The organism is Kribbella sp. NPDC002412 (assembly GCF_053592935.1).
Genome location: NZ_JBSFBL010000013.1, coordinates 133,290 through 151,513 on the forward strand (window position 1 = coordinate 133,290; position 18,224 = coordinate 151,513).

At 68.9% G+C, this 18,224-nt stretch carries 17 protein-coding genes and 1 tRNA gene; 5 read left to right on the forward strand and 13 right to left on the reverse strand.

Features of this window, described 5'->3' with window-relative positions:
• Positions 1-16: 16 nt before the first annotated feature.
• The 6 genes from rplA to ACWCOV_RS13695 form a co-directional block, all read right to left on the reverse strand.
• On the reverse strand, positions 17-739 hold the full coding sequence (gene rplA / locus ACWCOV_RS13670; RefSeq protein ID WP_449829553.1) for a 50S ribosomal protein L1: 723 nt from the start codon (positions 737-739) through the stop codon (positions 17-19).
• Positions 740-878: 139 nt separating this feature from the next.
• The gene (gene rplK, locus ACWCOV_RS13675) at positions 879-1,310 is read right to left on the reverse strand and encodes a 50S ribosomal protein L11 (RefSeq protein ID WP_132319511.1); all 432 of its coding nucleotides are present in this window, start codon (positions 1,308-1,310) and stop codon (positions 879-881) included.
• Between the two features lie 9 nt (positions 1,311-1,319).
• Complete coding sequence (nusG, locus tag ACWCOV_RS13680; RefSeq protein ID WP_449829554.1) at positions 1,320-2,504, reverse strand: transcription termination/antitermination protein NusG; 1,185 nt, start codon at positions 2,502-2,504, stop codon at positions 1,320-1,322.
• 88 nt (positions 2,505-2,592) lie between these two features.
• Positions 2,593-2,835: a preprotein translocase subunit SecE gene (gene secE, locus ACWCOV_RS13685; RefSeq protein WP_020388149.1), complete on the reverse strand. Its 243-nt coding sequence runs from the start codon at positions 2,833-2,835 to the stop codon at positions 2,593-2,595.
• A 55-nt stretch (positions 2,836-2,890) separates the two neighbouring features.
• Positions 2,891-2,963, reverse strand: a tRNA-Trp gene (locus ACWCOV_RS13690).
• A gap of 210 nt (positions 2,964-3,173) precedes the next feature.
• Positions 3,174-3,419 carry a hypothetical protein gene (locus ACWCOV_RS13695; protein ID WP_449829555.1) on the reverse strand — a complete coding sequence of 82 codons (246 nt, stop codon included), beginning with the start codon at positions 3,417-3,419 and terminating at the stop codon, positions 3,174-3,176.
• A gap of 157 nt (positions 3,420-3,576) precedes the next feature.
• Here ACWCOV_RS13695 and ACWCOV_RS13700 point away from each other — a divergent pair, with 157 nt between their 5' ends.
• From ACWCOV_RS13700 to ACWCOV_RS13710, 3 genes are all read left to right on the forward strand, one after another.
• On the forward strand, positions 3,577-4,770 hold the full coding sequence (locus tag ACWCOV_RS13700) for a pyridoxal phosphate-dependent aminotransferase (protein WP_449829556.1): 1,194 nt from the start codon (positions 3,577-3,579) through the stop codon (positions 4,768-4,770).
• 75 nt (positions 4,771-4,845) lie between these two features.
• Complete coding sequence (locus tag ACWCOV_RS13705; protein WP_449829557.1) at positions 4,846-5,889, forward strand: adenosine deaminase; 1,044 nt, start codon at positions 4,846-4,848, stop codon at positions 5,887-5,889.
• 82 nt (positions 5,890-5,971) lie between these two features.
• A complete protein-coding gene (locus ACWCOV_RS13710; protein WP_449829558.1) occupies positions 5,972-7,342 on the forward strand; it encodes a TrpB-like pyridoxal phosphate-dependent enzyme in 1,371 nt (456 codons plus the stop codon).
• On the opposite strand, the gene ACWCOV_RS13715 is transcribed toward ACWCOV_RS13710, so the two are convergent.
• Positions 7,339-7,734, reverse strand: coding sequence for a hypothetical protein (locus ACWCOV_RS13715; RefSeq protein ID WP_449829559.1), 396 nt, complete (start codon positions 7,732-7,734; stop codon positions 7,339-7,341). The two genes, ACWCOV_RS13710 and ACWCOV_RS13715, sit on opposite strands and share 4 nt — an antisense overlap.
• Before the next feature lie 867 nt (positions 7,735-8,601).
• Between ACWCOV_RS13715 and ACWCOV_RS13720 the strand changes: the two genes are divergently transcribed.
• On the forward strand, positions 8,602-9,918 hold the full coding sequence (locus ACWCOV_RS13720) for a hypothetical protein (RefSeq protein ID WP_449829560.1): 1,317 nt from the start codon (positions 8,602-8,604) through the stop codon (positions 9,916-9,918).
• Between the two features lie 10 nt (positions 9,919-9,928).
• Complete coding sequence (locus tag ACWCOV_RS13725; RefSeq protein WP_449829561.1) at positions 9,929-10,543, forward strand: 2'-5' RNA ligase family protein; 615 nt, start codon at positions 9,929-9,931, stop codon at positions 10,541-10,543.
• A gap of 48 nt (positions 10,544-10,591) precedes the next feature.
• Here ACWCOV_RS13725 and ACWCOV_RS13730 read toward each other — a convergent pair whose 3' ends face one another.
• From ACWCOV_RS13730 to ACWCOV_RS13755, 6 genes are read right to left on the reverse strand one after another with little or no spacing between them, the layout of a single operon-like run.
• Positions 10,592-12,790, reverse strand: a complete 2,199-nt coding sequence (locus ACWCOV_RS13730; protein WP_449829562.1) for an FAD-dependent oxidoreductase — start codon at positions 12,788-12,790, stop codon at positions 10,592-10,594.
• 11 nt (positions 12,791-12,801) lie between these two features.
• Complete coding sequence (locus tag ACWCOV_RS13735) at positions 12,802-13,725, reverse strand: MurR/RpiR family transcriptional regulator (protein ID WP_449829563.1); 924 nt, start codon at positions 13,723-13,725, stop codon at positions 12,802-12,804.
• A 10-nt stretch (positions 13,726-13,735) separates the two neighbouring features.
• Positions 13,736-15,109, reverse strand: a complete 1,374-nt coding sequence (locus ACWCOV_RS13740) for a hypothetical protein (RefSeq protein ID WP_449829564.1) — start codon at positions 15,107-15,109, stop codon at positions 13,736-13,738.
• The gene (locus tag ACWCOV_RS13745) at positions 15,106-15,924 is read right to left on the reverse strand and encodes a carbohydrate ABC transporter permease (RefSeq protein ID WP_449829565.1); all 819 of its coding nucleotides are present in this window, start codon (positions 15,922-15,924) and stop codon (positions 15,106-15,108) included. Before ACWCOV_RS13745 ends, ACWCOV_RS13740 begins: the two co-directional genes overlap by 4 nt.
• Positions 15,917-16,864, reverse strand: a complete 948-nt coding sequence (locus ACWCOV_RS13750) for a carbohydrate ABC transporter permease (protein WP_449829566.1) — start codon at positions 16,862-16,864, stop codon at positions 15,917-15,919. The genes ACWCOV_RS13745 and ACWCOV_RS13750 overlap by 8 nt, the downstream gene beginning before the upstream one ends.
• Positions 16,864-18,162 (reverse strand): ABC transporter substrate-binding protein, encoded by a 1,299-nt coding sequence (locus ACWCOV_RS13755; protein WP_449829567.1) that lies wholly within the window; start codon positions 18,160-18,162, stop codon positions 16,864-16,866. The genes ACWCOV_RS13750 and ACWCOV_RS13755 overlap by 1 nt, the downstream gene beginning before the upstream one ends.
• Positions 18,163-18,224: the final 62 nt, after the last annotated feature.

Consider the following 18,224-nt stretch of genomic DNA (forward strand, 5'->3'; position numbering starts at 1 on the left):
TTCTCATGCGTGTGGATCAGGCGTCTGCGTTTTCCTCGGTGAGGTTGCGGGTGAGGTTGGGGTCAACCTGGACACCCGGGCCCATCGTGGTCGAGAACACCGTCTTCTTGATGTAGCGGCCCTTCGAGCTGGCCGGCTTCAGCCGGAGGATCTCCTCCAGCGCGGCGCTGTAGTTCTCCACCAGCTGCGCCTCGTCGAACGACGCCTTGCCGATGATGAAGTGCAGGTTCGCGTGCCGGTCGACCCGGAACTCGATCTTGCCGCCCTTGATGTCGGTCACGGCCTTGGCCACGTCCGGGGTGACCGTGCCGGTCTTCGGGTTCGGCATCAGACCACGCGGACCGAGGACGCGGCCGAGCCGGCCGACCTTGCCCATCAGGTCGGGGGTGGCGACGACGGCGTCGAAGTCGAGCCAGCCGTCGGTCACCTTCTTGATCATGTCGTCGTCGCCGACGAAGTCGGCGCCGGCGGCCCGTGCGGCCTCGGCCTTGTCACCGGTGGCGAAGACGAGGACCCGTGCCGTCTTGCCGGTACCGTGCGGAAGGTTGACGGTGCCGCGCACCATCTGGTCGGCCTTGCGGGGGTCGACCCCGAGGCGCATCGCGACGTCCACGGTGGAGTTGAACTTCTTGCTGCCGGCGGCCTCCTTGGCCAGCCGGATCGCCTCGATCGGCGTGTACAGCTTGTCGAAGTCGATCTTCTCCGCGACTGCGCGGTAAGCCTTGCTGCGCTGTGCCATTGCTGTTCCTCTCTGGGGTGTGGTCCACGGGCGGCGCTTCGCCCTGCCACAACTGCGTGAAGTTGTTGCTGGTACGGCGACCAACCGGTCAGCCGGCGTGGTCCGTCGTACCTGGTCGTGTCCTGCCGCTGGGCGGGACTCAGCCGTCGACGGTGACGCCCATCGAGCGCGCGGTGCCCTCGATGATCTTCATCGCGGCGTCGATGTCGCGGGCGTTCAGGTCCGGCATCTTGGTGGTGGCGATCTCGCGGACCTGGTCCTTGGTGATCTTGCCGACCTTGTCGCGCTGCGGCACGGCCGAACCCTTCTGCAGACCGGCGGCCTTCTTGATCATCTCCGGCGCCGGCGGCGTCTTGGTGATGAACGTGAAGGAACGGTCTTCGTAGATGGTGATCTCGACCGGAACCACGTTGCCGCGCATGGACTCCGTCTGGGCGTTGTACGCCTTGCAGAACTCCATGATGTTGACGCCGTGCGGACCGAGCGCGGTACCGACCGGCGGCGCCGGCGTCGCGGCGCCGGCTTGGAGCTGCACCTTGACCAGGGCAGCGATCTTCTTCTTGGGAGGCATTTCGGGTCCTTAGACTTTCTGGATCTGGCTGAAGCTGAGTTCCACCGGGGTCTCCCGGCCGAAGATCTCCACCAGCGCCTTGATCCGCTGGGCGTCGGCGTTGATCTCCGTGATCGTGGCGTGCAGGGTCGCGAACGGCCCGTCGACCACCATGACCGAGTCGCCGACCCCGAAGTCGGCCACCTCGACCTTCTTCTTGGTCGCGGTCTTGGTGGGTGCGGCGCCGGCTTCGGCAGCCGCCGCCTCGGCCGCCGCCACGACGGCCGGAGCGAGCATCTTCTCGACCTCTTCGAGGCTGAGCGGTACGGGCTTCTGGCTGTTCCCGACGAAGCCGGTCACCGACGGCGTGTGCCGCACGGTCGCCCAGGACTCGTCGGTCAGGTCCATCCGGACCAGCACGTAGCCGGGGAGCACGGTGCGCTTCACCATCCGGCGCTGCCCGTTCTTGATCTCGGCGACCTCTTCGGTCGGCACGATGATCTCGAAGATGTAGTCCTCCATGTTCAGGGAGGTGATCCGGTTCTCCAGGTTGCTCTTGACCCGGTTCTCCATCCCCGAGTACGTGTGCACCACGTACCAGTCGCCGAACTGCGAACGCAGCCGGCTGCGCAGCTCCTCGAGCGGGTCGCCCGGCTCTTCGGGCTCCTCGTCGGCCTGCGCGGCGGCGGCCGCGGCGGCGAGCGCGTCCACGTCGGCGTCGTCGTCGGCCGCCGTACCGGTCTCGTCCTCGTCGGAGTCGCCGGCATCGGCGGAGGAGAAGACCAGCTCGTCGGCGGCCGGCTCCTCGTCGGTGTCCTCGGGCGCCGTCTCGGCGGTCTCGGCGGCCAGCTCGTCGGCGGCGTCCTCGACGTCGGACACGGTCACGACCTCGTCGTCCTCCGCGTCGTCGGCAGCAGCGACCACCACGACCGGCTCGTCGTCGGAGTCGTCCTCGTCCGCGGGGCCGTCCTCGGCCTCGTCGTCGGCCGAGTACTCCTCCACCTCGTCGTCCTCGTCCTCGTCAGCGGTGTCATCCTCGTCGTCGAGGTTCGCGAACGGGTCGTCGTCTTCGTCACCGAACAGGTCGTCATCGTCGTCGGTGGCGGTCTCGTCGAAGTCGAAATCGACGTCGTCGTCGGAGTCAGCGGATACGTCGAACTCGTCCTCGTAGTCGAGGACCTCGTCGTCGCGCTCGGACACGTTGTACTCCGTCATCTCTGCATCGGGTCTTGTCTGGTTCTCTGCTGCGGGTCGGGCCACGGCCCGGGACCCCCGGCGGGAGCGTTCGTGGGCGGCTGCGAACTCAGCCGAAGATCTTGAACATCGCCCAGCCGAAGGCGAGGTCGAGGACCGAGACGATCGCGATGACGAACACCACGAAGGTCAGGACGACCACGAAGTAGGTGGACAGCTGCTTGCGAGTCGGCCAGACGACCTTGCGGAGCTCGGCGACCACCTGGCGGTAGAAGCGCAGCAGGCGGTTGCCCGACTTGCTCTCCGCAGGTTTGCCGGCGCCGGACGGTGCCGGGGTGCGCGTCTCCGTCACGACCTACCTCTTTCGCTAGCGGCGGCCTGACCGGCCCTGCGCCGGTCAGGATTTGCAGGGCACGAGGGACTTGAACCCCCAACCTTCGGTTTTGGAGACCGATGCTCTGCCAGTTGAGCTAGTGCCCTCTGCAATCCTCCGGACGCCGCGGGACCTGATCTCGGGCATGCCGATTCAGGGCCACCAACGCCCGGACTAGAAGAGTGTACGGGGTCGAAGCCACCTGGTCGAACTGAGGCCCTACCCCGCACGACCCCCACTCGGGCGTCGCACCGCGACCAGAACCATACAGCCTCCACCGGTTCCCAACGGACCACACCCCCCGCGTGTTCCCCGGATCACACCGGCCAGTGCCTGGCGAGATGGATCCAGTACGCGATACCGCCGGCCACGACGATCACCAGCGCGATCACCGCACCCACCCGGCTCCGCCGGTACGCCGTCTCGCTCGGCTCATGCAGCTCCGGATAGCGGTACTGCGACGCGGTGGCCCACCACGCACCCTTCGGATCCACCGCGCCCCACACCAGGATCACGATCAGCACCAGCCAGACCACGACTGACAGCGCCACGAACAGCTTCACGGCCGACTCCTCCACCCGGGGTCCCGAACCACCCACGGTCGGCACAGCGGGTGACGGCGGGATGAACAGCGATCCAGATCCGATCCACCCCCGGCCCAGAACCGGTCCAGCCCCACCCCGGTGTCGGCAGCGCGCGGGCAGTGCCAGGATGGGCACCATGGGTTCCAGGGTTTCGGCGCGGATCGGCGCCATCAGTGAGTCGGCGACGCTCGCGGTCGACAGCAAGGCGAAGGCGCTCAAGGCGGCCGGACGGCCGGTGATCGGGTTCGGCGCCGGCGAGCCGGACTTCCCGACGCCGGACTACATCGTCGAGGCGGCGGTCGAGGCCGCCCGCGATCCGAAGAACCACCGCTACAGCCCGGCGGGCGGCCTGCCCGAGCTCAAGCAGGCGATCGTCGACAAGACCAAGCGTGACTCCGGCTACGAGGTCGAGGCCGCCCAGGTCCTGGTCACCAACGGCGGCAAGCACGCGGTCTACAACACGTTCGCGACGCTGCTCGACCCGGGTGACGAGGTGCTGCTGCCGGCGCCGTACTGGACGACGTACCCGGAGACCATCCAGCTGGCCGGCGGGGTGCCGGTCGAGGTGCTCGCCGACGAGACGCAGAACTACTGCGTCACCATCGAGCAGCTCGAGGCGGCCCGGACCGAGAAGACCAAGGCCCTGCTGTTCTGCTCCCCGTCGAACCCGACCGGCGCGGTCGACAGCCCGGAGGCGATCGAGGCGATCGGCCGCTGGGCGCTCGAGCACGACCTCTGGGTGATCACCGACGAGATCTACGAGCACCTCACGTACGGCGACGCGCAGTCGACGTCGATCCCGGTCGCCGTGCCGGAGCTCGCGGACAAGACCGTCGTCCTGAACGGAGTCGCCAAGACCTACGCGATGACCGGCTGGCGGGTCGGCTGGATGATCGGCCCGAAGGACGTCATCAAGGCCGCGACCAACCTGCAGTCGCACCAGACCTCGAACGTCTGCAACGTCGCGCAGCGGGCCGCGATCGCCGCGCTGACCGGCGACCTGAGCGCGGTCGACGAGATGAAGAAGGCGTTCGACCGCCGCCGCCAGACGATGGTCCGGCTGCTGAACGAGATCCCCGGCGTCGAGTGCCCGGAGCCGACCGGCGCGTTCTACGCGTACCCGTCGGTCAAGGGTCTGCTCGGCAAGGAGATCAACGGCCGGACGCCCGCCTCGTCGGCGGAGCTGGCCGAGATCATCCTGGACGAGGCCGAGGTGGCCGTGGTCCCGGGTGAGGCGTTCGGCGCGCCCGGGTACCTGCGGCTGTCGTACGCGCTCGGCGACGCGGACCTGGCCGAGGGCGTCGGGCGGATCGCCAAGCTGCTCAGCTGAGCTCTCCGGGACGTCCATCCACAGGGTGGACGGCCCGATTTCTGTCCGGGCGCTGTGGATCGGTAACCTTCTGTGATGACGCATCGGGATCTGCGGGTGCTGCCGAAGGCACATCTGCATCTTCACTTCTCGGGCTCGATGCGGCACCTGACGCTGGTCGAGCTGGCGGACAAGCACGGCGTCCGGTTGCCCGACGCGCTGCGCACCGAATGGCCGCCGGACCTGTCCGCGGCCGACGAGCGCGGCTGGTTCCGGTTCCAGCGGCTCTACGACATCGCCCGCTCGGTGCTGCGCACGGAGGACGACGTACGGCGCCTGGTCCGGGAGGCGGCCGAGGACGACCGTGCCGACGGCTCCCGCTGGCTCGAGATCCAGGTGGATCCGTCGGGGTACGCGAACCGCTTCCATGGCATCACCGAGTTCACCGACCTGGTCCTGGACGCGGCCCGGGACGCGGCGGCCTCGACCGGTATCGCGGTCCAGGTCGTGATCGCGGCCAATCGGACCCGCCATCCGCTCGACGCCCGGACGCTCGCTCGACTCGCCGCGCAGTACGTCGGGCGCGGGGTGGTCGGGTTCGGGCTGTCGAACGACGAGCGCCGCGGGACGACGTCGGAGTTCGCCGCGGCCTTCCGGATCGCGCGGCACGCAGGGCTGCTCGCCGCGCCGCATGGCGGTGAGCTGTGCGGTCCTGCCACTATCCGGACCTGCTTGGACGAGTTGGGCGCCGGGCGCATCGGTCACGGAGTGCGCGCGGTCGAGGATCCCGACCTGCTGAAGCGTCTGGTCGACGCGCAGGTCGCGTTGGAGGTCTGCCCGGCGTCCAACGTCTCCTTGGGCGTCTACCACCGGCCTGAGGACGTCCCGCTGCGGCAGCTCTACGAGGCCGGCGCCCGGATCGCGCTCGGTGCCGATGACCCGTTGCTGTTTGGGTCGCGGCTGGCCGAGCAGTACGAGACTGCCCGGACGGTCCACGCCTTCACCGACGAGGAGCTGGCCGACCTGGCCCGCGGCTCGATCCTGGCCTCGACCGCACCGCCCGAGATCCAGAAGGCGTTGCTCGCGGACGTCGACAACTGGCTCGGGGTCAACAGTCCGGCGGCGGTTCCGACGTACTAGCCGGAAAAATGCCGGAAGAGTGCCGGTTCGGTTCCTAGGCAGGTCATTGTCGGGGGGCTTCGGCGGGGATTACGTTCTGTGCATGACGCCGACGAAGATCCTGCTGCCAGAGGACGAGCTGCCGACCCGTTGGTACAACGTGCTGCACGATCTGCCCACGCCACCACCGCCGGTGCTGCATCCGGGCACCGGGCAACCAGTGGGGCCGGACGATCTGGCGCCACTGTTCCCGATGGACCTCATCATGCAAGAGGTCTCCCAGGATCAGTACGTCGACATCCCCGGCGAAGTGCTGGACGTCTACCGGCTCTGGCGGCCGAGCCCGCTCTACCGGGCGCACCGGTTGGAGAAGGCGCTCGATACCCCGGCGCGGATCTACTACAAGTACGAGGGCGTCTCGCCGGCCGGGTCGCACAAGCCGAACACCGCCGTGCCTCAGGCCTACTACAACGCGAAGTCGGGCGTCCGGAAGCTCACCACCGAGACCGGCGCCGGTCAGTGGGGGACGGCGCTCGCGTTCGCGTGCGCGCAGTACGGGCTGGAGTGCGAGGTGTGGCAGGTGCGGGCGTCGTACGACCAGAAGCCGTACCGGCGGACGATGATGGAGGTCTTCGGCGCGACCGTGCACCCGAGCCCGTCGGAGCTCACCGAGGCCGGGCGGAAGATCCTGGCCGGGGACCCGTCGTCGACCGGGTCGCTCGGGATCGCGATCAGTGAGGCGGTCGAGGTCGCCGTCCAGGACCCTGAGGTCCACTACGCGCTCGGGTCGGTGCTCAACCACGTGCTGCTGCACCAGACGATCATCGGCGAGGAGGCGCTGATCCAGCTCGCGATGGTCGGCGAGACCCCGGACCTACTCGTCGGGTGCACCGGCGGCGGGTCGAACTTCGGCGGTCTCGCGTTCCCGTTCCTGCGGGAGAAGTGGGCCGGCCGGATGTCGCCGGTCGTCCGGGCGGTCGAGCCGGCCGCGTGCCCGTCGCTGACCCAGGGGACGTACGCGTACGACTTCGGCGACACGCTCGGGATGACGCCGCTGATGAAGATGCACACCCTCGGTCACGACTTCGTCCCGGACCCGATCCACGCCGGCGGCCTGCGGTATCACGGGATGAGCCCGCTGATCAGCCACCTCTACGAGACCGGCGAGATCGAGGCTGTCGCCAAACCGCAGTCCGAGTGCTTCGCGGCCGGCGTCCAGTTCGCCCGCACCGAGGGCATCGTGCCGGCTCCCGAGCCGACCCACGCGCTCGCCGCCGCGATCGAGGAAGCCCAACGCTGCAAGGAGTCCGGCGAGGAGAAGGTCATCCTCACCGCCCTCTGCGGCCACGGCCACCTCGACCTCGCCGCCTACGACGCCTACCTCACCGGCACCATCACCGACCGTTCCTGGGACGACGCGGAAATCCAATCAGCCGTCCAGCAAGCCCTGACGCGCCTGCCCGCCCTGGGCTAACCGCCGCCCCGCTTCCACCAGGGCTTGGGCCGCTTCCCCACCGCTGCCAACCAGTCATCCGGAACGGCCCAACCCCTGGTGGCAATCGCCTGGAAGTACTGCGCTTTGAGTGTCTCGGGCAACCAGTACGTCGCGCTGCGTTGGTCCGCGACCTCGAAGTACGACGTACGAAGACCCTCGCTCCACACCGTGGCCAGGTTGGAGCAGTACGCCAGTCGCGCGTAATCCCACCGAGCCTGGTCGTCGGTCATGTCGTACGTCCGCTCGGTGGCCTGCAGCAACCGCCGCTTCGGCCGAGGCTCCTGCTCGATCGCGTCGATCAGTCCCTGCACCACCACCCGGTCCTCGGTCATCTCGTCCGGCAACCGCAACCCGACCGGATCCAACACCACCGGCCCCAACCGCGACCCGGCAACCTCCAAAAACACCTCCAACAAAGCAAACGCCACCCCCGCCCGCCCAAACCACCCAAGCTCCGCCCGCAACGTAGTAACCGCCTCCACACCCACCCACCAACCCTAAAACCCCCTCCCCCACACCCCAGCCATCACACCCCCGCGCCAGCTTTCAGCGCCGGCAGGTTGCATCCTCCGCCCCTGCGCACGCGCGCCCCGGCTCGGCGACCTATCTCGCCCACCCGCGTGCCCCGGCAGCTCGCACAACTGCTGCCCGCGCATCGTCTCTCCCCTCGCGACCTCGGGCTGCCGGCGCCCCGACTCCACCTCTGGGCCCATGGGCTCCGTACCCACGCACCCCCGCGCCATGGCACACCCCGTCCACCTCCTCACCCCTCGCGACCCCGTGCGCCCCCGTGCGCTGGGATGCCTGCCCCATCCTCCGCGCCGATCTGCCCGCACCCGCTGCTGCCTTTGCACCGAGGACCCGAGCACCCCTGCCCGCGCCTCGCGACCCGTGCACCCGCATTCCCGCCGCCGGGGTGCCTCGGCCTCGGGCAAGCCCGGGCACGGAGGTCGACCTGCCCCGTCGTCGACCGTCCGTTGGCAGTCGTTGGTCCTTCGGCTGGGGTATCTGCCCCGGGTTGCCCCGGGGTGCCCCGGTTGTTCACGCTCAGCTAACCCGTCGCCGGCAGCAATCTGCCCCGGTGCAGCGATCCGACGCGGTGATGGCGGGTGCTGAAGTGCCTTGTGCAGTGGGGGATTTGGGGCAGGGCGGGGCATGTCGGGGCAGTTGGGGGCAGATCATCCACAGGGGCCTTTGACGTGGTCGCAGACGGTGTTTGGGCACCTACAGTTACCGCCATGCCAGAGCCCAACGAACTGCTGCGAGCCGCCCGCGAGCGGACGCCGTCGCGGCGCGCGCCCGGTGAGCAGATGTCCCGGGCCGAGCTCGCGGAGGCGGTCTGCACCTGGCTGTGGGAGACGACCGAGACGAAGTACGAACTCGACGGCCACTACATCGCCAAGCTCGAACGCGGCGCGGTCCGCTGGCCGGGTGCGGCGTACCGGTCCGGCCTGCGCTTCGTGCTGAACGTCGCCGACGACAGCGAGCTCGGTTTCGTCCCGCCGGGTGGTCCCGGCACCGTCGACCCGGAGCCGGGCACCAGCTCGGTGCTCGGGATCGAGGACGAGCTGGTGCAGGCCGGTGACGAGTCGGTCGCCCTGCTCGCCCTCGCCGAGGAGTCGAACGTCGGCGACCTGACCGTCGAGCAGCTGCAAGCGGACATCCTCCGGATCAGCCAGAACTACCTGCGGACGCAGACGAAGGCGTTGTTCGTCCGCACCCGCGCCGTACGCGACCGTGCCTTCCGGCTGCTGTCCGGACGGCAGTCACCGAACCAGGCCCGCGACCTGTACGCCACGGCCGGCTGGGCGCTGACGCTGCTCGGCTGGATGGCGGTCGACCTCGGCCGCCCCGACGTCGCCGAGAGCCATACCCGGACGGCGTGGGCCTGCGCCGACGCGGCCGACCACGACGACCTGCGTGCGTGGGTCCGCGCGACGCAGCACACGGCCGCGTTCTGGCAGGACGATTTCGCCGCGGCGGCGTCGTACGCGCAGGACGGGCTGCAGTACGCCCGCGGCAGCTCGACGTTGTTCCTCGCGAGCGCGTCGGCGGTCGACCTCGCCCGGTCCGGGCGGCACGCCGAGGCCCGCGAGGCGCTGGCCATTGCCATGCGTACGACGGTCCGGACCGACGTACCCGAGTTCGGCGGCCCGTTCCTGTGTACGCCGGAACGCGCAGAGGGGATCTGGTCCGACGCCCACCTCGCGCTCGGCGAAGTGGTCGAGACGTTGAAGCACGCCGACCACGGCGTCGCGATGTTCGAGGCGGCGCCGCACGCGATCCGCAACTTCGGATCGGAACGCATGGTCCGCCTTCAGCTCGCCAAGGCGCACCTGCAGCTCGGCGAGCTGGACGGCGCCACCGAAGCGGTCTCCGCCGTCCTCAGCACCCCGGTCGAGTACCGCGTCCGCCCCCTCGTCCACCGGATCAGCGAAGTCGCCGCCCTCACCCGGCTCAGCCGGCACGCCACCGACCCCAAGGCCCTCGCCCTGCACGGCTCCATCCGGGTCTTCACCCGCCACCCCGCCATCCGCGCGAACCCCAGCAAGTAGAGGAGTACTGATGCTCGAAGAAGTCCGCGACCACTGGTACTGGCGGCCCGGTTGGCGGCCTGACCGCAGCTTCTACGCCTGGCACGTCACGTTCGACGGCCGCCCCGAGATCGCTGCGCTCCATGCGTCGTACGGCGATCTGCTCAACGACCTGCCCGGGTTCACGCCGGTGCCGCTCGAGTGGCTGCACCTCGGCCTGCAGGGCGTCGGCTTCACCGACCGCGTGCCCGACGCGGACCTGGCCGACATCGTCGAAGCCACCCGCCGCCGGATCACCCAAGTCGAGTCGTTCCCAGTCACCGTCGGCCCCGCCGTACTCGACGCCGAATCCATCCAGCTCCCGGTCCGCCCGATCGAGCCGCTGCAACACCTCCGCGACCTCACCCGCGCCGCCATCACCGACATCTGGGGCGACGACGCCGTACCCGAGCTCCCCGAGCTCAACCCCCACATCACCCTCGCCTACTGCAACCACAACACCCCCGCCGCCCCCATCACCACCCGCCTCCTATCCCACACTCCCCACTCCACAGCCCTCTCCATCACCACCCTCACCCTCCTGGCCCTCACCCGAACCCACCACCTCTACCACTGGAAACCCGACCTGTCCCTCGAGCTGGACTGACCACCCCACCAACCAGCATGTGGTGGGGTGTCGTACTTCTGCAGCGGATCAGGAGCCGTAGGCGCGGAGGTTTACTACGTGGGCTCGGGGGGTGCCGTTGGTGGTGTGGGCGACCAGGCGGATGGCGGTGGTGGTGAGGGTGACGGGGTGGTGGTGGGTGCGGTGGTGGTTGGCGGTGATGGTGGTGAGGGGTTGCCACGTGCCGGAGGGGTCTTGGGCTTGGAGGGTGTAGGAGTTGAGGAGGGTGGGGAGGGCTTCGAAGGGGGTGCGGTGGTGGTGGAGGTTGATGAGGTCTTCTTCGACGTCGTCGTCGAGGATGACAACGATCTCGGTGAGGTCGACGGGGGTGGGCCAGGTGAGCTGGATCCACGGTTCGGGGTCCCAGGCGAGGTCTTCGGAGGACCAGAGCTGGGGGCCGCCGTACGGGCGGGAGTAGCCGCCGACGACGTTCGAGGCGGCGTACGCGGTGGTCTCGCCGAGGCGGAGGCAGAGGCCGGCTCGGGGCAGGATGTGCTTCCAGGAACGGAACTGTTCGGTCCACTGCTCGTCCGGCGCCGGATCGCGGTGGGCGAAGAAGAGCGTCCCGGGCAGCGCCGACGAGGCCGTGTGGACCGAGACGGCAGGGTTCTCCCGCAGTACGACGATCGCGTTGCCGGAAGCACGCCATTCGAGCGGTACGTCGATCCAGCGCTTCTCGCCCGCCGGCACCTCAACCGTGCACGAGTCGAGGAGCTCCAACGGCAGGTAGTTCTGCGGCTTCAGCGGGTCGTGGAGCTCAACGGTCAACGAGGTGTCCGAGACAGCGTCGACGAGCAGGGACAAACCCGTTGGCGAGGGAAGGACCATCGCGAGGTCCGTGCTCAGCGGCAACGTTCCCGACGACTCCTCTACGGCCGGTCGCACCAATGTCGACGAAGCAGAAACGGTCGCAGTCAAAGCCAAGTTGGCCGGGTCATCGTCGACAACCCCCAGGACCGAGGCGTCGGCGCGTTGCAGCGCCCGGCGCATCAGCTCGAAGCGTTCGGTGGCCAGTTCCCGCGGCGCCAACCCGTTGCGCTGGGCAACAGCCGAGGCGATCCCGACGGCCTCACCGAGTACGGCGCACGTCGCCATCACCCGCGTCGTACCGAAGGCCACGTGACTCGCGCTGATGTTCCGCCCGGCCATCCACAGGTTGGAGACGTTCCGCGAGTACAGCGACCGCAGCGGAATGTGGTAGTTCCCGTCCGGATGCCAGTGCTTCGACCCACGCTCGGCCGAGTAGACCCCACCAGGCGGGTGCAGGTCGATCGACCATCCACCGAAGGCCACCCGGTCCTCGAAGGGAGTCTGCCCGAGTACGTCGTGCTGCGTCAGCACGTGGTCCCCCAGGAACCGGCGGTACTCCCGCTTCCCCGGCACCGCCCCGATCCACTCCAGCGTCAGCGTCTCGGCGTCGAAGCGCCCGGAGTTCTTGATGTAGTCCCAGATGCCGTAGACGACCGCCTGCAGCTCGTCCCGGATCCGTTCGTTGTCGTCGACAACGTCCAGCTCACCACCCCACTCGATCCACCAGTAGGCGCATCCGTTCATGTCGGACCGAATGATCCGGCGATCGGGAATCGCCGTCTCGGTGATGTCACGAGCGAACGACGGCGGCACGAAGCGCACCGGCGCCCCGGTGTCCTTGGTGTAGAAGAGAATCGTGCTCCCCAACGTGTTCGCGTCGGGCACGTCCGGCGCCCACGACTCGCCGTACAACGACCGTGGCTCCCGCCCGGTCGCGAAGTCCGCCCCCGCGAGGTACCCGACCAGCCCGTCCCCCGAGCAGTCGGCGAACGCCGGGCTGTAGAACGTGATCTCCTTCTCCGACCCCATCTGCCACCCGGTGACGGAGCGGATCGTGCCGTCGGCGGCGTCCACGGTCCGCACGTCCGTGTTCAGGAACAGCGAGATCCGCGGTTCCGCGCGTACCGCTTCCAGCAGGACGAGGTCCCAGTAGTACGGATTCCCCTCCGGATTCCGGTACTGGTTCTCGACGAACAGCTCGCCCATGATCCCGGTCTCCCGGGCGAAGTGCTGGACGCCGTGCGCGGTCGCCCCGCACACCCACACCCGCACCTCGCTGGAGGAGTTGCCGCCGAGCACCGGCCGGTTCTGGATCAGGGCCACCGTGCTGCCCTGCCGGGCGGCGGCGATCGCCGCGCAGACCCCGGCGAGACCACCGCCGACGACGGTCAGATCACTGTGGACGTCGAGCTGCTGCATCTAGGAACCTCTCAAGTTTCCGGATGTACGACGGGATGGTCGGCGGTCGTGTCTGGATGGACGACGGGTTGTCCGGGACCGTTCGGGTGGTTGGCGGTGAGGTGATCGGGGACGCGCTGCGCGACCAGGACGAACAGCAGCCCGGCGGTCAGCACGTCGCTGGCCCGGCCGGCGAAGAACTCGGTCCACGTGGTCCCGTTCGGCGTGCCGGTGTCGAGGGTGACGTCGGCCAGCCGGGCGATCGGCGACTCGACGACCCCGGTGATCGCGACCGTGAGCGCCCCTTCGTCGGCCGACCGCTGCAGGAACTCGAGCGTGGTCTGGTCGGTCCCGGACCGGGAGATGACCAGCGCGACGTCGCCCTCGTTGAGCAGTCCGCCGCCGATCTGCGACGACTGCGGTCCGTCGAAGAACCACACCGGGATCCCGATCCGCAGCAGCCGGATGTAGAGCTCCCGCGCCGGGATCGCGTCACCCCACTCGCCGTAGATGTGCGTACGGCGTGCGCCGGCGATCGCATCGGCGACCCGGGTGGCCGCGGTCAGGTCGATCGCGGCCAACGCGTTTCGCAAGGCGTTCGCCTGGGTGGAGGCGAGAACGTTCAGCACCTGCTCGGGTGGATCCGCCGGACCGATCGCCAGCCCGATGTCACTCGCCCAGCCGGCCTCGAGACCGCGGCCGATCTCCATCGCCAGCGCGGCCCGGAGTGCCGGGTACCCCTCGAACCCGAGGTGGGTGGACAGCCGGGTGACCGTCGCGGCCGAGGTCTGGGCGGCCTCGGCCAGCTTGGTGATCGACCCGCGCGCGACCTCGTCCGGGTTCGCCAGGATGTGCTCGGCGACCCGCTGCATCGCCCCGTGCAGCTCGGGCAGCGCGCGCTTGACCAGCTGCAACGGACTCGGGCTGCCGGCTCGCTCCATCGAAGAAGATCCCATCCCGTGATCATCACGTATAGACGAACTGGGCACTCGCCACAGCATCGGTGTCGCTGACCACCCGCACCCAGTGCGCACTGAATCCGGGCGGGAACACGTGCGTCCGGATCTGCCCCGGCTCGACCGTCAGCGACTCGACCGCACCGAACCGCCCGTGCCCGTGGAAGTCGATCTCCACAGTCACACCGATGGGCACGTCGCTGAAGTTCTCCAGGTGCAGGCATTTCCCGTCGAAGCCCGTCATCAGGTACGGATCCGACGGCTCACCCGCGACCACCGGCGTCTCCCACCACGGCCCGCCCCACCCGGCCGGCTTGCCGAAGCTCCACAGGTCGTCGGTCTTCCCGAACCACAGCCCGGACTGCGGTTCCGCCGTGGTCGGGTTCAGCCCGTGGCTCGGCGACGCGTTGTCCGCTCCGGCGACGAGCATCCCGCGCCACGAGCAGAAGTCGCCGAGCACCCACAGATGCGTGGAGATCGGCCGCACGCCCCAGATCCGGCCGCCGTACGCCCAAGGCGACAACTCGTAGAACATGCCGTGGTGGTCGAGCAGCAGCCGCTCGTGCTCGACCTCCCGGATCCGCGGCCACTCGGTCTGCCACTTGTGGTCGAAGCAGTGCGACGCCTTGGGCAGCCGGTACCGCGTCCACTGCTGGTCGGCCTCGGTGAACACCTCGAGGATCGCCGACGCCCGGTCCCACCCGGCCGCGAAGATGGTCCCGCCGAACTCGTGCCGCCCACCGATCGCGGTGTAGGGGTCCTGCCGCAGCACGGTCCACGAGGTGCCGTCGTACGACGCCAGCCGGCCGCGCGACCGTACGCCGGCCCACTCGGGTTCGGCGTACTCGTTGGAGCAGACGACGAGGCGGCCGAAGGACGTGTAGCAGTCCTTGTAGTGGACCTTCATCTCGCCGTCGGTGCCGAGCTCGTCGTTGAGGTCGAAGAGCTGCGTGCACTCGTACGTCGTCAGGTCGAGCTCGAGCAGCTCGCCTTCCATCGCGAGCACGTACACGTGCGTGTCCGGCTTGGTCAGGTGCCGCGACGTGCCGCAGACCCGGAGCGGTTGCAGCTCGGGGATCGTGACGATCTTGTGGTCGGCCGAGATCACGTGCGGCCCGAGCACCAGCTGCGAGGTCGGGAAGTGCACGAACCGGTTGGTGTAGGTGCCGTCCACCCCGAGCGTCTCGGCGACGATCTCCATCGAGAAGTCGGGGTCGATCCGGCGCAGGCTGACCCCGGCGCCGGACGCCGCCTTGTGCGAGTTGTAGTTCTGGACGTAGAGCTTCCCGTTCCACGGCATCAGCGAACCGACGCCGAGCTCGCTGCGCGGCGGGCCGAAGTCGCCGATCTGGGCGAGGTGCGGGAAGACACCGGAAACGTTCATTTGATCCCCGTATGGGTCATGGCGGCGATGAACCGCCGTTGCAGGACGACGAAGACGAGCAGCACCGGGACGATCGAGATCACCGAGGCGGCCATGGTCAGGCCGGGCGCGATCTGGCCCTGCTCGTCGACGAAGTTGGTCAGGCTGAGCGGCAGCGTGTAGCGGTCCGGGTTGCTGATCAGCACCAGCGGCGTCTCGTAGTCGTTCCAGGACCAGACGAACGCCAGGATGCCGAGGGCGCTCATCACCGGCGTCGCCAGCGGCAGGTAGATCCGGGTGAACACCTGCCACTCGTTCGCGCCGTCCATCCGGGCCGCCTCGGCGAACTCGGCCGGCTGGCTGACGAAGAACTGGCGCATCAGGAAGGTGCCGAGCACGGTGAACATGCCGGGCAGGATGAGCGCCCACAGCGTGTCGTAGAGCCCGAGCTTCTGGAAGTAGATGAACCGCGGCACCAGCAGCAGCTGGGCCGGGATGATCGCGGTCGCCAGGTACAGCAGGAACAGCCGGTCCCGGCCCTTGAACGACATCCGCGCGAACGCGTAGCCGGCCATCGTCGCGGTGATCAGCTCACCGGCCACCCGCAGTACGGCGACGAACACCGACCGGCCGAACGCGGGCAGCACCGAGGTGGCGCCGCTGAGCACAGTCGAGTAGTTGTCCCACTGGAACGGATCGGGGATCCACTGCATCGGGATCCGGTACGCGTCCACGTCCGGCTTCAGCGCGGTCGACAGCATCCACGCGAACGGCGCGAGGAAGGCGATCGCCAGGATCCACAGCGGGATCCCCCACAACCACTTCGACTTAGTCATTGAGGGCCCTTCCGCGTTGCGCCCGCCAGGTCACCAGGGTCAGCGCGAGGACGCCGAGGAACGTCACCAGGCCGATCGCCGACGCGTAGCCGAACCGGTAGAACTGGAAGCCTGTCTGGTACATGTAGTAGGAGATCGTCGTGGTCGCGTCGCCCGGACCGCCGGCGGTGATCAGCGCGATCAGGCCGAAGCCCTGCGAGGCGCCGATGATCAGCGTGACCAGCAGGAAGATCGTTGTCGGCAGCAACGCCGGCCAGGTGATCACGCGGAACTTCGCCCACGCCCCGGCCCCGTCGATGTCGGCCGCCTCGTACAGCTGCTGCGGCGCGTCCTGCAACGCGGACAGGTAGATCAGCGAGCAGTACCCGACGCCGCCCCAGACCGCCATCACGATCAGCGCCGGCAGCGCCCAGTGCGAGGACGCGAACCATCCCGGCTGGATCCCGAACGTGTCCAGCACCTGGTTGACCAGGCCCGCCTTCGGGTTCATCAGCATCAGCCAGGTCATGCCGATCGCCACCACGTTGACGATGTACGGCAGGAAGAAGATCGCCCGCAGGACGGCGCGACCCGGCAGCGGCCGGTTCAGCGCGATCCCGAGCCCCAGCCCGAGTACGACGGTCAGCGGCACACTCACCCCGACGTACACCAAGGTCAGCAGCGCCGCCCGCCAGAACCCGGGGTCCTGGGCGATCGCGACGAAGTTGTCGAGGCCGTTGAAGGTGATGCCGCCGAGCCCGGACACCAGGTTCCAGTCGGTGAAGGCGAGCACGATCACGCTGACCAGCGGGATCAGGGTGAAGGCGACGACCCCGAGCAGGTTCGGCGCGATGAAGAGGAACCCGATCCAGCCGCGCGGCCGGATGCCGGGACCTTGACCGGTCTGGGCCGGCGGGCCGGTGGTGACCTCGTCAGGGGCCGTGACTGTGGCGGTGGCCATCAGGACCTCCTCTCGTTCCGGGCGATCGCCGCGTCGGCGAGGCGCCGTACCTCACGGATCGCCACGCCCGGGTCCTTCTCGCCCAGCCAGCACAGGTCGCGCTGCTGCTTGACCGCGAGGCTGATCTCCGGAAAGCCGGTCAGCCGGGTGTCGGTCGCGAGCTTGGGCTCGGCGTCCAGGACGACGCGGCGGAACGACTCGACGTCGAAGTACTTCTCCGGTTCCTTGCCGAGCATGCCGCTGATCACCTGGTCGTCGGTGACGTTGCCGAGGGTCGGCAGCTTGCCGGCCTTGAGCATCGGCGTGGAGCCCTCGGTGAGCCAGAACTTCACGAACGCCCAGGCCGCCTCGAGCTTCGGCGACGTCGGGTTGACCATCACGAAGTTGCTGTAGCTGCCGCCGTTCCAGTCCTTGCCGTCGACCGTCGGCGGCGGGGCGAACGCGACCTTGAAGTCGTGCGGGTACTTCTTCGGGTCGTACAGGTAGCGCAGGTTGAACGGCGCGGTCGGCCACAGGTGGAACTCCTCGCGCAGGAAGGAGTTCTGCTGGTAGGCGTCCAGGTGCCGGGACAGCACCTCGGTCTGCGGGAACGCCGACCCCTCGCGGATCATGTCCCGGCCGAGCCGGAAGCCCTGCTCGAAGTGCGGATCACCGAAGTTCGAGCGGTCGCCGTCGTACCAGTAGTTCGGGCCGAGGGCGATCCGGGCGACGTCGGGGATCGTGTAGGCGCCGATCGTCGACCCGGTCGTCAGGCGTTGCGCCGTCCGGCGGTAGTCCTCGATCGTCCACTGCCGCGGCAGGCCGAGGCCGGCCTGCTGCCGGAGCTTCTCGTTGAACAGCACGAACGCGGGCTCGCGGGCGGTGGCGAGCGCCTTCACCTTGCCGTTGTCGATGTAGGCCCGCGGCTCGACCGTGTCCAGGAACGGCTTCAGGTCCGGGTCCGCGGTGACCCGGTCGGTCAGGTCCGCGGCCAGTCCGGACCCGGCCCGCAGCGCCATCGACGCCTGCGAGTAGGTGAAGTACACGTCGATGTCGAGCCCGCCCTGCAGCGCGGTGTCCAGCTTGAGGTTGCCGCGGGCATCGTTCACGAAGCGGGTGTAGTTGACCTTGTACTGCGGGAACTTCTGCTCGAACGCCTTCACCACGTCCGCCGGGCCCGACGCGGCCGGCACACCACCCCACACCTGCAGCGCGCTCGACCGCGCGCCGCCGGACGAACAGCCGGGCACAGCCGCCGCGGCGGCGGCCGCGCCCAGCCCGGCCAGCACCTCCCGCCGTGAAAATCCTTTGCGCCTCACACTCCACCTCCCACCGGATTTCGCAAAAGATTAGCGAGAGGAGCGGAGCTTGCCTAGCCCTG